The organism is Streptomyces sp. NTD91, from assembly GCF_059510455.1.
Map to the genome: position 1 here is coordinate 1 of NZ_JCAJZW010000014.1, position 14,058 is coordinate 14,058.

The window sequence follows — 14,058 nt, forward strand, 5'->3', positions numbered from 1 at the left end:
AGGTGCCGTGCCAGGCGTCGCGGACCAGACGGGACTTTCGAAACACGCCCTAGTGCCGTTCGACCAGCACGGCGCTGCCCTGACCCACGCCGACGCACATGGTCGCGAGCCCGCGCGCGGCGCCGGTGCGCCGCATGCGGTGCAGCAGCGTGGTCAGGATGCGGGCGCCCGAGCAGCCGAGGGGGTGGCCGAGGGCGATGGCGCCGCCGGTCGGGTTGACCAGGTCGGGGTCGATGCCCAGCTGGTCGACGCAGGCGAGGGCCTGCGCGGCGAACGCCTCGTTGAACTCGGCCTCCTGTAGATCGGCGATGTCCCAGCCGGCCCGCGCCAGCGCCTTGCGGGTGGCCGGGACCGGGCCGATGCCCATGACGTCGGGGTGAACTCCCGCGGAGGCGCCCGCGACATAGCGGCCGAGGGACTCCAGGCCCAGCTCGTTCAGGGCCTCCTCGCTGACCAGGAGCAGCCCGGCCGCGCCGTCGTTCATCGGCGAGGAGTTGCCCGCGGTGACCGTCCCGCCCTGGCGGAAGACCGGCTTCAACCTCGACAGTTTCTCCGGCGAGGTGTCCTCGCGCACGCCCTCGTCGTGCTCCACCACGATGCCGTCCGGGCGTTCCACGGGCAGGAGTTCGTCGTCGAAGTGCCCGTTCTTGCGTGCGGCGGCGGCGAGTCGGTGGCTGCGCAGGGCGAACTCGTCCTGCCGCTCGCGGGAGATGCCGTGGCGCCCGGCGACCTCCTCGGCGGTCTCCCCCATGGGCAGCAGGCCGTGCAGGTCCTTCATCGCCGGGTTGACCAGGCGCCAGCCGAGGCGGGTGTCGTAGGTCTCGATGCGGTGCGGCAGGGCCTCGTCGGGACGGGGCAGCACGAAGGGGGCGCGGCTCATGGACTCGGAGCCGCCCGCGATCACGATGTCCGCCTCGCCGGCGGCGATGGTGCGGGCGGCGGTGGTGACCGCTTCGAGCCCGGAGGCGCACAGCCGGTTGACGGTGGCGCCGGGCACGGACTCCGGCAGCCCCGCGAGCAGGGCGGCCATGCGGGCGACATTGCGGTTGTCCTCGCCGGCCTGGTTGGCCGCGCCCCAGTAGACGTCGTCGATCCGGGCCGGGTCCAGGGCGGGCACCTCGGCCACCAGGTGGCGGATCACGGTCGCCGCCAGATCGTCGGGCCGGACGGAGGCAAGGGCTCCACGCAGCTTGCCGATGGGGGTGCGGCGGGCGGCCGCGAAGTGGACGGGACGCACGGTTTCGACTCCTGACCTGCGACCGGACGACGACGCCGTCGTCCGGCGGACCACACGGGACAAGTTAATTAGCACTGCTAGTTTTGGACTATAGACCTGCGACCGGCCCGCTGAGAAGATCCCGCCGGGGCTTCACCGACGCATCGGAGGAGACATGCGCCACGTCCGCGAGCACACCCTCGACGGCACCCACGGCCCGCTCGGCGTACACGAGTGGCCGCACCCGGCACCGCGGTACCTGGCACTGGTGGCACACGGCTACGCTGAGCATGCGGGCCGGTACGCCGAGCCCGCCGCCGTCCTCACCGCGCACGGGGCGGCCGTGTACGCCCCCGACCACGTCGGCCACGGCCGGTCGGCAGGCGAGCGGGTGCTGATCGAGGACTTCGAGGACGTGGTCACCGATCTGCACGGCGTGGCGGAGCTGGCCCGCACCGCGCACCCCGGCGCGCCGCTCGTGCTGATCGGCCACTCGATGGGCGGGCTGATCGCGGCCCGCTATGCCCAGCGGTACGGCGCCGGGCTGAGCGCGCTGATCCTGTCCGGGCCGGTGATCGGGGCCTGGGAGCTGCCCGGACGACTGCTGGCCCTCCCCGAGATCCCGGACACCCCGGTCAGCCCGGCCGCGCTCTCCCGGGACCCGGCCGTCGGCGCGGCCTACGCCGCCGATCCGCTGGTGTGGCACGGGCCGATGAAGCGGCCGACGGTGGAGGCGTTCGCGCGGACCCTGGAGACCGTGGCCAGGGGCGGCGGCGTGGGCGCCCTGCCGGTGCTGTGGCTGCACGGGGACGACGACCGGCTGGTGCCGCTGCCCGGCAGCCGGGTCGGGGTGGAGCGGCTCGCGGGCTCCCGCGCGACCGAACGGATCTTCGCCGGGGCGCGGCACGAGGTCTTCCATGAAACGTGCAAGGAGGAGGTCTTCGCGGAGGTGACCGGCTTCCTGGACCGGGTGCTGCCACGCTGATCAGCCACGTTTGCGCCCCGCCCCGGTGGATACCCGCGCCCCGGGACCCGAACGAGACACCGACGGGCGACGAGAGGGGCGAGGGTCTCGACCGTCGCAGCCCGAGAGCGCCCCGCTGCCCGAGAGTGCCCACGCACGCCGTCGCCGACCGTGCCGCCGCGCCTGCCGTCCCGCGGGACGGCAGGCAGGACCGTCGCCGCGGCCACGCGCTGCCCGGCGGCCGTGCCGGATGTGCCGTACACAGAAGGGGAGACCCATGGCCGACGCACCCGAAACTCGACGCGCTGTGGGAGGACTTCCACCGCGTGGTGAACATGACCTCGGCCCAGCTCGCCGACTGGCTGAGGGTCCGGGACTCCGGCGAGGTGGCCGAGCCACTGCCCGACCAGGCCGGCTCGTCGACCGGGCAGCACGTCCTGGCGATCCTCCAGAAGCGCCGCACCGATCTGACCGACGCCGACCTGCGCGTGATGCGGGAGGTCGTGGACACCGTCGGTGAGCTGGTGGACGTCGAGGACGAGCCCGAGGCGGAGGACACCCGCCGCCGGCACCAGTTGATGTCGATGGGTCACGACCCGCTCAAGCCCTGACCGAGGAAGCCGGCATGAACCGCGACGAACGAGTCATGCGCGCGCTCCTGTCGGAGTACGGACGCACGTACGCCGAGGAAGCGGGCATCAAGCTGAAGGACACACCGCAGCCGTTGTACCGGCTGCTCGTACTGGCCCTGCTGCTCAGCGCCAGGATCCGCGCGTCGGTCGCGGTGGCCGCCGCGCGCGAACTGCACGAGGACCACCTCGACAGCCCGCGCCGCATGGCCGACGCCGACTGGCAGCAGCGGGTGGACGCCCTCGGCCGCGGCGGCTACCGGCGCTACGACGAGCGGACCGCCACCCAGCTCGGCGAGGGCGCCGACCTGTTGCTGGACCGGTGGGCCGGAGACCTGCGCCGGCTGCACGAGGAGGCGCACGGCGACACGGGTGAACTCAGGCGGCTGCTCCAGGAGGAACCGGGGATCGGCCCGGCCGGAGCCGACATCTTCCTGCGCGAGGCCCAGCGCGTGTGGCCGCAGATCGCGCCGTACCTGGACGGCAAGGTGCTGTCCGGGGCGCAGCGGCTCGGGTTGCCGAAGGACCCGCAGAAGCTGACGGAGCTGGCCGAGGACACCGAACCGGCCGTCCTGGCCGCCGCGTTGGTGCGCGCCGCACTCGACAAGGAGGTGGCCGGAGACTGTCTGCGCCGCGCGGCGTGACCGTGCCAGACTGCTCCCCGGACCTGCCGGCGCGACCGCCGGGGCCGGCCGAGCGGAGGAGCGCACGCGTGACGGGGACCGAGCCGGCCGCACGGCGCATCGACACCACACGGCCGCATCCGGCCAGGGTGTACGACTGGTTCCTCGGCGGCAAGGACAACTACCCCGTCGACCGGGAACTGGGCCGCTGCATCATGGCGATCGACCAGGGAGCCGTCCGCGCCGCGCGCGCCAACCGGGCCTTCATGCACCGGGTCACCCGGACGCTCGCCGAGGACGGCGTACGGCAGTTCCTGGACATCGGCAGCGGCATACCGACCGAGCCGAACCTGCACGGGATCGCCCAGTCGGTGGCACCCCACGCCCGAGTGGTCTACGTCGACAACGACCCGATCGTGCCGGCCCACGCGGACGCGCTGCTGTGCGGCGCACCCGAGGGCGTGACGCGGTACGTACGGGCCGACGCCCGAGATCCACGTACCATCCTCGAACAGGCCTCCCGGGTGCTGGACCTCGGCCGGCCGGTGGCCCTGTCCCTGATCGCGCTGCTGCACTTCGTGACCGACGAGGACGGCGCCCACGAGGTGGTGTCGGCCCTCGTCGACGCCCTGGCGCCGGGCAGCCTGCTGGTGCTGTCGATGATGACGGCGGACTTCGAGCCGGAGAACGTCGACAAGGGCATCGCCGCGTACGCGGCCGGCGGAGTGACCCTGGTCGCGCGGTCCAGGGCCGAGGTGGCCGCCTTCTTCGCGGGCCTCGACCTGCTGGATCCGGGCGTCGTCCCGGTGGACGCGTGGCGGCGCGAGACGGCGCCGGACGGGGCGGGACCGGTTTCGCTGTACGGTGCGGTGGGACGCAAGCCGTGACGCCGGCGCGAAACCGTTCGTGGCCGGCCGGCCCGCACTACAGGCCGAGGACGCGGGAGACGGTGCGCAGCACGCCGTTGTCGTTGTTGGACGGGGCGAGGTGCCGGGCCCGGCGGACGACCTCCGGGTGGGCGTTGGCCATGGCGAAGGACCACTCGGCCGCGTCGAGCATCTCCAGGTCGTTGAGGTAGTCGCCGAAGACCATGGTCTGCGCCGGTGTGATGCCGAGCGCCCGCTGCAGGCCGCGCAGCGCGGTGCCCTTGTTGGCGGTGCGGTTCATGACGTCCACCCAGTGCTCGCCGGAGACCACGACCTGATGCGTGCCGGTGAACTCGGCGAGGGCCGGGGCGGTGGAGCGCTCGGCGGATCCGAAGTCGAACAGGGCGACCTTGATCACGTCGTCCTCGACGGCGGTGACGTCCGCCACGATCCGGTGCTCGACGTAGTACTTGCGCACCTCCGCCAGGAAAGCCTCGTCGGTCCGCTCGACGTGGGCGGCCCGCTTGCCGCACACCACGGCGCCCACGTCCACGCCGTCCGCGACCAGCCGTCGTACCGTACGCGCCACGCCCGCGGCCACGGTCCTGTCCATCGTGTCCGAGCTCAGTTCCACGCCGTCGCGGACCACATACGTGCCGTTCTCCGCGATGAACACCATGCCGTCGGCGACCTGGGCGAACTGCCGGGCCAGCGTGGCGTACTGGCGACCGCTCGCCGGGCTGAACAGCACACCCCTGCGGCGCAGTTCGGCGAGCGTCGGCCACAGCCCGCCGGGGATCCGCTTGGCGTCGTCCAGCAGGGTGCCGTCCATGTCGGTGACGATCAGCCGGATGTCGGCGGGGCCCGCGGGGAGGTGGAAGGTGTCGGCCAGGGGGGTGGGTACGGCGGGCATGTCCTGTTTCCGGTCGGGGACGGCGTTCCGGTCCAGTGTTCCTCATGACCGCGGCGACGTCGCCGACGCACCGCTCCGCCGCTGCTCATGTCCCGAAACGTCCCGAAGCGGTCCTGAACCGCCCACGGTACGCGGTTCCTGGGACAGCGCGATCAACGGACGGCACAATGACGGCGGACAACCACGAGCGGAGAAGGGCGGCGATGTGACCGAGGGCCACTCCCCGGCAGCCGGACCGGCGCAGCTGAACACCTCCGTGGCGCACAACGCCCGGGTATGGAACTACTGGATCGGCGGCAAGGACCACTACGAGGTCGACCAGCGGGTCGGCGAGCATGTCGCCGGGATGTTCCCGGTGATCCGGACGGTGGCCCGCGCGGACCGGGACTTCCTGTCCCGGGCGGTGCGGTTCCTGGCCGGCGAGCGCGGAGTACGCCAGTTCCTGGACGTCGGGACCGGCCTGCCGACCGTCGAGAACACCCACGAGATCGCGCAGCGCATCGCCCCCGAGTCACGGATCGTGTACGTCGACAACGACCCGATCGTGCTCGTGCACGCCCGTTCGCTGCTCACCAGCTCACCCGAGGGCGTCACCGACTACATCGACGCCGACGTGCACGACCCGGAGGGCATCGTGCGGCGCGCCGCCGAGACCCTGGACCTGACCCGGCCGGTCGCGCTGATGATGCTCGGCATCCTGAACTTCGTCCTGGACACCGACGAGGCGGGGGACATCCTGCGGCGGCTCATGGCGCCCCTGCCGCCGGGCAGCCACCTGGTCCTCACCCACCCGACCCACGACCCGGAGGTGGGCGGCGAGGGCAACCGGGCCGCGATGGAGTTCTGGAACGCCAACGCCACCCCGCCGATCACCGCCCGCGGCCGAGCGGAGATCGCCGGCCTCCTCGACGGCCTCGAACTGGTCGAGCCGGGCCTGGTGCCCTGCTCCCAGTGGCGTGCCGGGACGGAGTCCGCCGCCGCGGTGCCGCAGTACGGCGCCGTGGCCGTGAAACCCTGACGCCGGTACCGGGCGGATCCCGAGGCCCCCGAGGACGGCGCGTGAGCCGAGGAGGACGTATGACCACCCTTGCCGACCCCGTGCCCGGCGGGCGACCGGAGGATCTGCGCCGGGTCGCCGGCCTCACCGCCGACCTCGCCGCGCGGGGCGTGCGCGGGATCGTGCTGGCCTATGTGGACACCGCGGGAATCTGCCGGGTGAAGACGGTCCCGACGGCCCGGCTGGAGGCGGCCGTGTCCTGGGGTGTCGGCATGTCCCCGGTGTTCGACACCTTCCTCGCCGACGACTCGACCGTCACCACCGACGTCCTCGGCTCCCCGGACGGCGACCTCAGGCTCTACCCGGACCTGGACCAGCTGGTGGCGCTGGCCGGGCAGCCCGGCTGGGCGTGGGCGCCGGTGGACCGGATCAGCCAGGAGGGAGAGAGCCACCCCGGCTGCGCCCGGACCTTTCTGCGCCGGACCGTCGCCGGCGCGGCCCGGCGGCACGGCCTCGTCTTCAAGGCGGCGATCGAGGTCGAGTGGGCGGTGGGGCTCGGCTCCGCACCGCCCGGCGAGTTCGTGCCCGCGGTGTCCGGTCCGGCGTACGGCGCGATCCGGCAGGTCGAGCTGAGCGACTACACCACCGATCTGCTGGCCGCGTTCGACGCCCAGGGCGTCCCTGTCGACCAGCTCCATCCCGAGTACGCGGCAGGGCAGTTCGAGGTCTCGACGGGCGCGCTGGACCCGGTGGCGGCGGCCGACCGCAGCGTGCTGGTACGGCAGACGATCCGGGCGGTCGCGCAGCGGCACGGCCTGCGGGTGTCGTTCTCGCCCGCGGTGTCCGCCGAGGGCGTCGGCAACGGCGGGCACCTTCACCTGTCCTGCTGGCGCGACGGCGCGAACCTGCACGCGGGCGGCGAGCGCCGCTACGGCATGACACCCGAGGCGGAGTCCTTCGCGGCCGGGATCCTGGCCCGCCTCCCCGCGCTGACGGCGGTCACCGCGCCGAGCCCGGCCAGCTATCTCAGGCTGCAGCCCTCCCAGTGGGCGGGGGCGTTCACCGCGTGGGGCCGGGAGACCCGCGAGAGCGCGCTGCGGGTGATCACCGGCTCGGCGGGCCGCCGGGAGCAGGAGGCCAACCTCGAGGTGAAACCGGTCGACCTGGCCGCCAACCCGTATCTCGCCCTCGGCTGTGTCATCGCCGCGGGCCTCGACGGGATCGGCTCGTCCCTGCTCCTCCCGGAGGAGATCACCGGCGACCCGGCCCGGTACGGCCAGGACGAGGCGGCGGCCCTCGGGGTGCGGCGGCTGCCGCGGTCGCTGACCGAGGCCGCCCGGGAGTTCCGCGCGGACCAGGTGCTGCGCCAGGCGCTGGGCCCGGTGCTCGCGGACGCGGTGACCGCCGTACGGCTCGGAGAGGCGACGGCCGTGCGGGACCTGGACGAGGCGCGGGTGGCGGCGGCCTACCGCTGGGTCTACTGACGTGTCCGCACCGGGACCGGTCCACGAGGCCCTCGCCGAGCTGGAGTTGGTGGACCACCACTGCCACGGCGCGGTGACGGCCGACCTCGCGCCGGAGGGGTTCGCCGCGCTGCTCACCGAGGGCGAGGCCTGGCCCGGCGTCTCGCCCTTCGACACCCCCGCCGGCATCGCCGTACGCCGGCACTGCGCACCCCTGCTGGACCTTCCCCGGCACGCCGCCCCGGCCGACTACGCGGCCCGCCGCGCGGCCCTGGGCTGGCGGGAGGTCAACCGGCGCTTCCTGCGGGCCGCGCGCGCCGGGGCGTTCCTCGTGGACACCGGCTACGCCCCGCACCCGCTCACCTCCCCCGCCGAGCTGGCCGAGGCCGCCGACGCCGCGGCGTACGAGGTCGTACGGCTGGAGCAGGTGGCTCAGACGGTGGCCCGGCGGGGCGTCGAACCGGGCGAGTACGCCGCACGCTTCCGCGCGGCCGCCGAGGAGGCCGTACGCCGGCCGGGCGTGGTGGCGGTGAAGTCGGTGGCCGCCTACCGCACCGGCTTCGTCCTGGACCCGGCACGTCCGGCGGACGCGGAGGTGACCGAGGCCGCCGGGCGCTGGCTCGCGGACGGCGGGCGGCTTGCCGACCCGGTCCTGGTACGGCACCTGCTGTGGACCGCCGTGGACCTCGGCCTGCCCCTTCAGCTCCACACCGGTTTCGGGGACGCCGACCTGCGGCTGCACCACGCCGACCCGGCCCTGCTGACGGACTGGCTGCGCCTGGTCTCCGGCACGATCCCGGTGCTGCTGCTGCACTGCTGGCCGTACCACCGCCAGGCCGCCTATCTGGCCGCGGTGTTCGAGCGGGTGTACCTGGACGTCGGTCTCGCCCTGCACCACACGGGTCCGGCCCGGTGCGGGGCGGTGCTGGAGGAGGCGCTGGAGATCACGCCGTTCCGGAAGCTGCTCTACAGCTCCGACGCGTACGGGGTGGCCGAATTCCATCACCTCGGCGCCCTGTGCTTCCGGCAGGGGCTGGCCGGTCTGCTCCAGGCCCGCGTCGACGCCGACGAGCTGAGCCTGCCCGACGCGCTGCGGATCGCGGCCTGGACCGGTCGCGACAACGCCCTGCGTCTGTACGGACCGCCCGTATCCGATCCGTCCCGCGATCCCAGCGGGCGCCCCACGTGGAAAGTATGATCAAGCAATGTCTGACATGACCGAGACGACGCCCGGCTGGCTGACCACTGACGAGCTGGAAATGGCCAGGGCCCGGATGCCGATCCTGTACGTCGAGGCCGTGCCCGTGCGCGTGGACGACAGCGGTGAGGTGACCAGCATCGGACTGCTGCTGCGCATCGGTCCGGACGGTACGGTCAGCCGGACCCTGGTCTCCGGCCGCGTGCTGCACCACGAGCGGGTCCGCGACGCCCTGCTGCGCCATCTGGAGAAGGACCTCGGCCCGGTCGCGCTCCCCCGCATCCCCACCTCGCTGCAGCCCTTCACCGTCGCGGAGTACTTCCCGACGGCGGGCATCACGCCGTACCACGACCCGCGCCAGCACGCGGTGTCCCTCGCCTACATCGTCCCCGTCACCGGTGACTGCCGCCCCCGGCAGGACGCGCTGGACCTGGTCTGGTTCAGCCCCCAGGAGGCGGCCTCCCCGGCCCTGCAGAGCGAGATGCCGGGCGGGCACGGGGTGCTGCTGAAGCAGGGGCTCGCGCACGTGGGCCTGGCGTACTGATCCGGGCGGCGCCCGACCCGCCTGTCCACCAGGCTGGTCAGGCCGCCGACCAGGGGTTTCCCCGCGGCGTTCAGGTTGCGTTCAGGTTTCCCGGCGCCCGTGGCAACAGCAGCACCAGAAGCCCCAAAACTCTGGCAAAGAGATCTAGGGAAAAGGCAGTTGGGCGTGCGAGGGTGCGGACCATGAGCACAGAGCACGTCCTCGACCACCGGCCGAGCGGTCCCGCACGCGCGCGTATGCGCGAGAGCGCGAACAAGGTGCCGGAGGTCACCGTCTACTTCTGGATCATCAAGGTCCTCACCACCGGCATGGGCGAGACCGCCTCCGACTTCCTCGCCCGTCTGCTGGGCCCGATCCCGGCGGTCGGCCTCGGTGGTCTCGCGTTCGCGGCGTCGCTCGTGCTCCAGTTCGCGGTCCGCCGGTACGTGGCCTGGATCTACTGGACGGCGATCGTCATGGTCAGCGTGTTCGGCACGATGGCCGCGGACGTGCTGCATGTGGGCCTCGGCGTTCCGTACACCCTGTCCACCCCGTTGTTCCTGATCGTCCTGACCGCCGTCTTCGCCCTCTGGTACGCCACCGAGCGCACCCTGTCCATCCACTCCATCCGCACCCGGCGCCGCGAGTTCTTCTACTGGGCAGCCGTCCTCGCCACCTTCGCGCTGGGCACCGCCGCGGGCGACCTCACCGCGACGATCGGCCTCGGCTACCTGGGCTCGGTCGCCCTGTTCGCCGTGGCGATCTGCGTCCCGGCCGTCGCCCACCGCGCCGGCCTGCTGGGCGCGGTGACCGCGTTCTGGACGGCCTACGTCATCACGCGCCCGCTGGGCGCGTCCCTCGCCGACTGGATGGCCCTGCCGGGCGGGCGCGGCGGCCTGGGCTGGGGCCTGGGCCCGGTGACCCTGTCCTGGACGGTGGCGATCGTCGGGTTCGTGGCGTTCCTGGCGATGTCGCGGCGGGACACGGAGCCCGCGCTCTGACCCGGCCGGTCCGCGTGCAAGGGAGCCGGTCCTCACGGCGCACCGGCTCATCGGCGCTCCTGAGCGGGAGGCGTCGGCCGGCGCCGGCGGACCGGCAACCTTCCGCACCGTATCCCTGTCCGCCGCTGTGCGGCACCTCCGGGGATCCACCGTGCCATGGCTGCCGTGGCCGCTTCCCGGGAACGACCGGGCTCGGGGCGGACCCGGTGGGGCATCGGTCCCGGCCCGCGGCACGGCGGCCGGTCCGCTTCCTCGTGCTCGTCGAGTTCCTCGTGCTCGTCGAACAGGAGGCCGGACCCCCCGCGGACACGAAAGAGGTCTTCTCCCCAACCCTGAGAAGAAGACCTCCGACCGCATGAAGCTGGTCGGGACGACAGGATTTGAACCTGCGACCCCTTGACCCCCAGTCAAGTGCGCTACCAAGCTGCGCCACGTCCCGGTGCCGTTTGACCTGGGGTTTCCCCGGTCGAAACGCGCAGGGAAACAATACCGCACTCGGCTCTGTGGTCGCGCATCGCTTTCGGGTGGACCTCAAGCCTGGTTGAGGTCACCCGCTCGGAAGCATGAGGATCGCAGCGAACGCACGCCGTGCACGCGGCTACGGCTACCTGTCCCGCTCCGTGAGCCCGAGGACGACGCCCACGGACCGGGCCGCTCGAGCGCCGCGCGCGACCACGGGGGCGTGGGGTGGGTCGGGCGGTTTCCCGCACCCCTCCCACGGGTGGCCGCGGCGGCGAGCGTCATCGCCCGGCGCCGGAGCAGGGCATCTGCGCACGCCCTGCCGTCATCGCGCGGGCGCCCCCGGGTCGGCCCGGACCAGGTCCCGTATCGCCGGAACCCCGAGCAGCGCCGCCGCCACCGCCACGCTGGCCACGGCGGAGATCAGCAGCACGTGCCCGGCGCCGGGCTGGGCGGCGTGCGCGACGATCCTCGTCAACGGCGTGGCGGGCGCGGTGCACGGTGTCGCCGAGGCGGGCGACGGCCCGGGCGACGAAGAAGAGGGCGAAGTCCCGGGACCGGACGGCTCGGCGGGCCGCTCCTGCGCTGCGCGCCCCGCGCGTGGTGATGTCGTACGATGCGTCCGTTCCCGTCATCGGATGCTCCCTCCCCGCCGCCCCCGCGGTGCCGTCCCCGTCCGCGCCGCGCGGGATCATGCCACGCCCGGCGTCCGCGCACGGGGCATTTTCACTCCCCGGGCGGCAGCCCCGACTCGGGGTGGGCGTCGAGGAGCCGGGGCGGGGCGGCCTGCCTCCACGAGTCGGCGAGGATGTCCCGCAGTTCCTCCTCGTCCTCCAGCGCGACGAGTCTTGCTCTCACCCAGGCGAACTGGGCCTCGTGGTCGGCGATCCAGAACTTCTCCGGTTCGGCCAGCACCAGTTCGTCGCGCTCCTCCTTGGGGCAGCGCACGGCGATGGACGTCTCGTCCTCGGGCAGGGTCGCGAACATCTTCCCGGCCACCCGGAACGTGGGCATGCTCCAGGCGATCTTCTCCGTGGTGTCCGGCAGGGACAGGGCGATACGGCGTACGTCTTCGGCGTCCGGCATGCCACGCACCGTAGCTGCTGCCACTGACAATCACTCGCCGAGCCGCTTGAAGTACAGCGTCGTCGGCCGCAACTCGCCCGTGGGAGAGGCCGCGTAGTCGGGAATGACGCCGGCCCGCGTCCAGCCGGCCGAGCGGTACAGACGCTCGGCCGGGCTGCCGGTCTCGGTGTCGAGGTGGAGCAGGGTGATGCCGGCGGCACCGGCAGCGTCCTCGGCGGTGGTGAGGAGGCGGCGGCCGAGTCCCCGCCCACGCGCAGAGGGGTGCACCATCAGCTTGACCAGTTCCGCGCGGTGGCGGCTGTTCGGCTTGTCGGGGTGGGCCAGACTCACCGTGCCGGCCGGGCGCCCCGTGTCGTCGAGAGCGACCCAGACGGCGAGCCGGCCCGCCGCCGTCGCCTCCGCGCGCTCCCGCCACCAGGCGGCGGCCTCCTCCTGGCCGAGCGGGGCGAGGAAACCGATCGAGGCACCACCGGCCACGGTGTCGGCCAGCAGCTCCGCCAGCTCGGCCGCCCGCTGCCGTACCCGTGTGCCGTCCCAGCGTTCCACCCTCACGGTCGCACCACCGCCAGCACGTACCGCGTCCCGACGGGGCCGGCGCAGCGGAACCGGGTCGGGCCGAAGACCCGCATCCGCAGGCAGTCGCCGGTGCCGAGGTGGTGCACCTGGTCCGCGTCCGTCACCTCCAGGGCGCCGTCGAGCACCCACAGATGCTGTTCCAGACCGGCCACGGGAGGGCGGTCGTAGGCGATGTCGGCGCCCGGCGACAGCCGGGCCTCGACCAGTTCGCCGCGCAGTCCGGCGTGCGGCGGGGACACGGACCGCCGGACGAACCCGGACCCCCGGTCCTGCCAGACCTGCTGGTCGTCGGACCGGACCAGCGCCGCGGGTGCCGCCTCGACCTCGCTGAGCAGCTGGGACATCGTGCGGCCGTAGACCTGGCAGAGCCGGTTCAGCTGGGCGGCGGTCGGGCTGGTCTCGGCGCGTTCGGCCCGTGACAGGGTCGACCGGCTCACTCCGCTGCGTTCGGCCAGCTCGCCCAGGGACCATCCGTGCCGGGTGCGCAGCTCGGCGAGCCGGGCGCCGAGCCGGGAGTCGAGGGCATCCTCGTCGCTTCTCATATACGGGACGCTATCCCGGGTATGAGACACGCATGTTACGGACGCCTCACTTCCGCGGCGCCGTGGGCGTCACGCCTCCTGAGCTGCCTGCCCCAGCGCCTCCAGCACCGGACGGATCAGCGGATGTCCCTCGGCTCCGCGTCGTACCGCGGCGAAGACGCGGCGGGTGGGGGCCACGCCGTCGACGGGGTGTACGACGACGCCGGTGAGGTCCATGCCGTTCAGCGCGGAGCGCGGTACGAGGGCCACGCCCGCGCCGGCCGAGGCGAGGGCGACGACGGCGCGGAAGTCGTCGGAGGAGTGCTCCAGGCGGGGCTGGAAGCCGGCGGTCTCGCAGGCGAGGACGACCACGTCGTGGCAGGGGTTGCCGGGGTACGGGCCGATCCAGGGGTCCTTGGCCAACTCGGCGAGAGGGACCTCGGCGGTGTCCGCGAGGCGGTGGCCGACGGGGACGACCGCGTCGAACGGCTCGGCGTAGAGCGGTACATGGGTGAGCCGGGGGTCGTCGGCGGGCGGGGCGCCCCGGTACTCCACGGCGACGGCCACGTCGACCTGCCGGTCCAGGACCATGGGCAGGCTCGCGTCCCCCTCGGCGTCCTGGACCCGGATCCGGATGCCGGGCGCGGTGTGGGCGAGCCGGGTCACGGCGGGGGCGACGACCTGGGCGATGCCGGTGGCGAAGGCGGCCACGGTGACCGTGCCCGCCTCGCCGGAGCCGTACGCGGCCAGCTCGGCCTCGGCCCGCTCCAGCTGGGCGAGGACGGCGTTGGTGTGACTGAGCAGGATCTCACCGGCCGGGGTGAGCCGTACACCCTTGGCGCTGCGCTCGACCAGGCGGTGGCCGGTCTCCTGCTCCAGGGCCGCCAGCTGCTGGGAGACGGCCGAGGGGGTGAGGTAGAGCGCGGCGGCCGCCGCGGTGACTGTGCGGTGGTCGGCCACCGCACGGAGGATGTGGAGCCGCCGTGCCTCGATCATGTCCTCGATTATCCCCGGGGACGCGGG

General features: G+C 73.4%; 16 protein-coding genes, 1 tRNA gene and 1 pseudogene. 9 read left to right on the plus strand and 9 right to left on the minus strand.

The window, feature by feature from the left end; all coding sequences use genetic code 11:
* Nucleotides 1–49: 49 nt before the first annotated feature.
* Nucleotides 50–1,237: a thiolase family protein gene (locus AC5WRT_RS16695; RefSeq protein WP_496100346.1), complete on the minus strand. Its 1,188-nt coding sequence runs from the start codon at nt 1,235–1,237 to the stop codon at nt 50–52.
* A 154-nt stretch (nt 1,238–1,391) separates the two neighbouring features.
* On the opposite strand from AC5WRT_RS16695, the gene AC5WRT_RS16700 reads away from it, so the two are divergent.
* The 4 genes from AC5WRT_RS16700 (at nt 1,392) to AC5WRT_RS16715 (ending at nt 4,319) form a co-directional block, all read left to right on the plus strand.
* Nucleotides 1,392–2,201 (plus strand): alpha/beta hydrolase, encoded by an 810-nt coding sequence (locus AC5WRT_RS16700; protein WP_496094362.1) that lies wholly within the window; start codon nt 1,392–1,394, stop codon nt 2,199–2,201.
* Nucleotides 2,202–2,515: 314 nt separating this feature from the next.
* Nucleotides 2,516–2,791, plus strand: a complete 276-nt coding sequence (locus tag AC5WRT_RS16705; RefSeq protein WP_496100362.1) for a DUF3140 domain-containing protein — start codon at nt 2,516–2,518, stop codon at nt 2,789–2,791.
* 14 nt (nt 2,792–2,805) lie between these two features.
* Complete coding sequence (locus tag AC5WRT_RS16710; RefSeq protein ID WP_496100347.1) at nt 2,806–3,453, plus strand: HhH-GDP family DNA glycosylase; 648 nt, start codon at nt 2,806–2,808, stop codon at nt 3,451–3,453.
* Nucleotides 3,454–3,521: 68 nt separating this feature from the next.
* The gene (locus AC5WRT_RS16715; protein ID WP_496094359.1) at nt 3,522–4,319 is read left to right on the plus strand and encodes an SAM-dependent methyltransferase; all 798 of its coding nucleotides are present in this window, start codon (nt 3,522–3,524) and stop codon (nt 4,317–4,319) included.
* A 37-nt stretch (nt 4,320–4,356) separates the two neighbouring features.
* Here AC5WRT_RS16715 and AC5WRT_RS16720 read toward each other — a convergent pair whose 3' ends face one another.
* A complete protein-coding gene (locus AC5WRT_RS16720; protein WP_496094358.1) occupies nt 4,357–5,211 on the minus strand; it encodes a Cof-type HAD-IIB family hydrolase in 855 nt (284 codons plus the stop codon).
* A gap of 205 nt (nt 5,212–5,416) precedes the next feature.
* Between AC5WRT_RS16720 and AC5WRT_RS16725 the strand changes: the two genes are divergently transcribed.
* The 5 genes from AC5WRT_RS16725 (at nt 5,417) to AC5WRT_RS16745 (ending at nt 10,393) form a co-directional block, all read left to right on the plus strand.
* A complete protein-coding gene (locus tag AC5WRT_RS16725; RefSeq protein WP_496100348.1) occupies nt 5,417–6,229 on the plus strand; it encodes an SAM-dependent methyltransferase in 813 nt (270 codons plus the stop codon).
* 59 nt (nt 6,230–6,288) lie between these two features.
* Entirely contained in the window at nt 6,289–7,692 is a 1,404-nt protein-coding gene (locus tag AC5WRT_RS16730; protein ID WP_496094356.1) for a type I glutamate--ammonia ligase, read from the plus strand.
* Between the two features lies 1 nt (nt 7,693).
* Nucleotides 7,694–8,869, plus strand: coding sequence for an amidohydrolase family protein (locus tag AC5WRT_RS16735; protein WP_496094355.1), 1,176 nt, complete (start codon nt 7,694–7,696; stop codon nt 8,867–8,869).
* Between the two features lie 16 nt (nt 8,870–8,885).
* Nucleotides 8,886–9,413, plus strand: coding sequence for an NUDIX hydrolase family protein (locus AC5WRT_RS16740; protein ID WP_496094368.1), 528 nt, complete (start codon nt 8,886–8,888; stop codon nt 9,411–9,413).
* 182 nt (nt 9,414–9,595) lie between these two features.
* A complete protein-coding gene (locus AC5WRT_RS16745; RefSeq protein WP_496094354.1) occupies nt 9,596–10,393 on the plus strand; it encodes a COG4705 family protein in 798 nt (265 codons plus the stop codon).
* Between the two features lie 362 nt (nt 10,394–10,755).
* On the opposite strand, the gene AC5WRT_RS16750 is transcribed toward AC5WRT_RS16745, so the two are convergent.
* The 7 genes and pseudogenes from AC5WRT_RS16750 to AC5WRT_RS16780 all read right to left on the minus strand — a co-directional run bounded on the left by AC5WRT_RS16750 (nt 10,756) and on the right by AC5WRT_RS16780 (nt 14,031).
* Nucleotides 10,756–10,832 (minus strand) — tRNA-Pro (locus tag AC5WRT_RS16750).
* Between the two features lie 345 nt (nt 10,833–11,177).
* On the minus strand, nt 11,178–11,330 hold the full coding sequence (locus AC5WRT_RS16755; RefSeq protein ID WP_496100363.1) for a hypothetical protein: 153 nt from the start codon (nt 11,328–11,330) through the stop codon (nt 11,178–11,180).
* Nucleotides 11,331–11,349: 19 nt separating this feature from the next.
* A pseudogene (locus AC5WRT_RS16760) lies at nt 11,350–11,487 on the minus strand (MFS transporter); the annotation flags it as partial.
* A 91-nt stretch (nt 11,488–11,578) separates the two neighbouring features.
* Nucleotides 11,579–11,938: an MmcQ/YjbR family DNA-binding protein gene (locus AC5WRT_RS16765; RefSeq protein ID WP_496094353.1), complete on the minus strand. Its 360-nt coding sequence runs from the start codon at nt 11,936–11,938 to the stop codon at nt 11,579–11,581.
* A gap of 30 nt (nt 11,939–11,968) precedes the next feature.
* Nucleotides 11,969–12,490, minus strand: a complete 522-nt coding sequence (locus tag AC5WRT_RS16770) for a GNAT family N-acetyltransferase (protein ID WP_496094352.1) — start codon at nt 12,488–12,490, stop codon at nt 11,969–11,971.
* Nucleotides 12,487–13,056, minus strand: a complete 570-nt coding sequence (locus tag AC5WRT_RS16775; RefSeq protein WP_496094351.1) for a helix-turn-helix domain-containing protein — start codon at nt 13,054–13,056, stop codon at nt 12,487–12,489. The genes AC5WRT_RS16770 and AC5WRT_RS16775 overlap by 4 nt, the downstream gene beginning before the upstream one ends.
* A gap of 69 nt (nt 13,057–13,125) precedes the next feature.
* Nucleotides 13,126–14,031, minus strand: a complete 906-nt coding sequence (locus AC5WRT_RS16780; RefSeq protein WP_496094350.1) for a LysR family transcriptional regulator — start codon at nt 14,029–14,031, stop codon at nt 13,126–13,128.
* Between the last annotated feature and the right edge of the window lie 27 nt (nt 14,032–14,058).

What these genes read in the sequence shown, in the direction of transcription:
- AC5WRT_RS16700 (WP_496094362.1), top strand. Translation starts at nt 1,392, where the DNA reads ATGCGCCACGTCCGCGAGCACACCCTCGACGGCACCCACGGCCCGCTC.
- AC5WRT_RS16705 (WP_496100362.1), top strand. Translation starts at nt 2,516, where the DNA reads ATGACCTCGGCCCAGCTCGCCGACTGGCTGAGGGTCCGGGACTCCGGC.
- AC5WRT_RS16710 (WP_496100347.1), top strand. Translation starts at nt 2,806, where the DNA reads ATGAACCGCGACGAACGAGTCATGCGCGCGCTCCTGTCGGAGTACGGA.
- AC5WRT_RS16720 (WP_496094358.1), bottom strand. Translation starts at nt 5,211, where the DNA reads ATGCCCGCCGTACCCACCCCCCTGGCCGACACCTTCCACCTCCCCGCG.
- AC5WRT_RS16730 (WP_496094356.1), top strand. Translation starts at nt 6,289, where the DNA reads ATGACCACCCTTGCCGACCCCGTGCCCGGCGGGCGACCGGAGGATCTG.
- AC5WRT_RS16740 (WP_496094368.1), top strand. Translation starts at nt 8,886, where the DNA reads ATGACCGAGACGACGCCCGGCTGGCTGACCACTGACGAGCTGGAAATG.
- AC5WRT_RS16745 (WP_496094354.1), top strand. Translation starts at nt 9,596, where the DNA reads ATGAGCACAGAGCACGTCCTCGACCACCGGCCGAGCGGTCCCGCACGC.
- AC5WRT_RS16765 (WP_496094353.1), bottom strand. Translation starts at nt 11,938, where the DNA reads ATGCCGGACGCCGAAGACGTACGCCGTATCGCCCTGTCCCTGCCGGAC.
- AC5WRT_RS16775 (WP_496094351.1), bottom strand. Translation starts at nt 13,056, where the DNA reads ATGAGAAGCGACGAGGATGCCCTCGACTCCCGGCTCGGCGCCCGGCTC.
- AC5WRT_RS16780 (WP_496094350.1), bottom strand. Translation starts at nt 14,031, where the DNA reads ATGATCGAGGCACGGCGGCTCCACATCCTCCGTGCGGTGGCCGACCAC.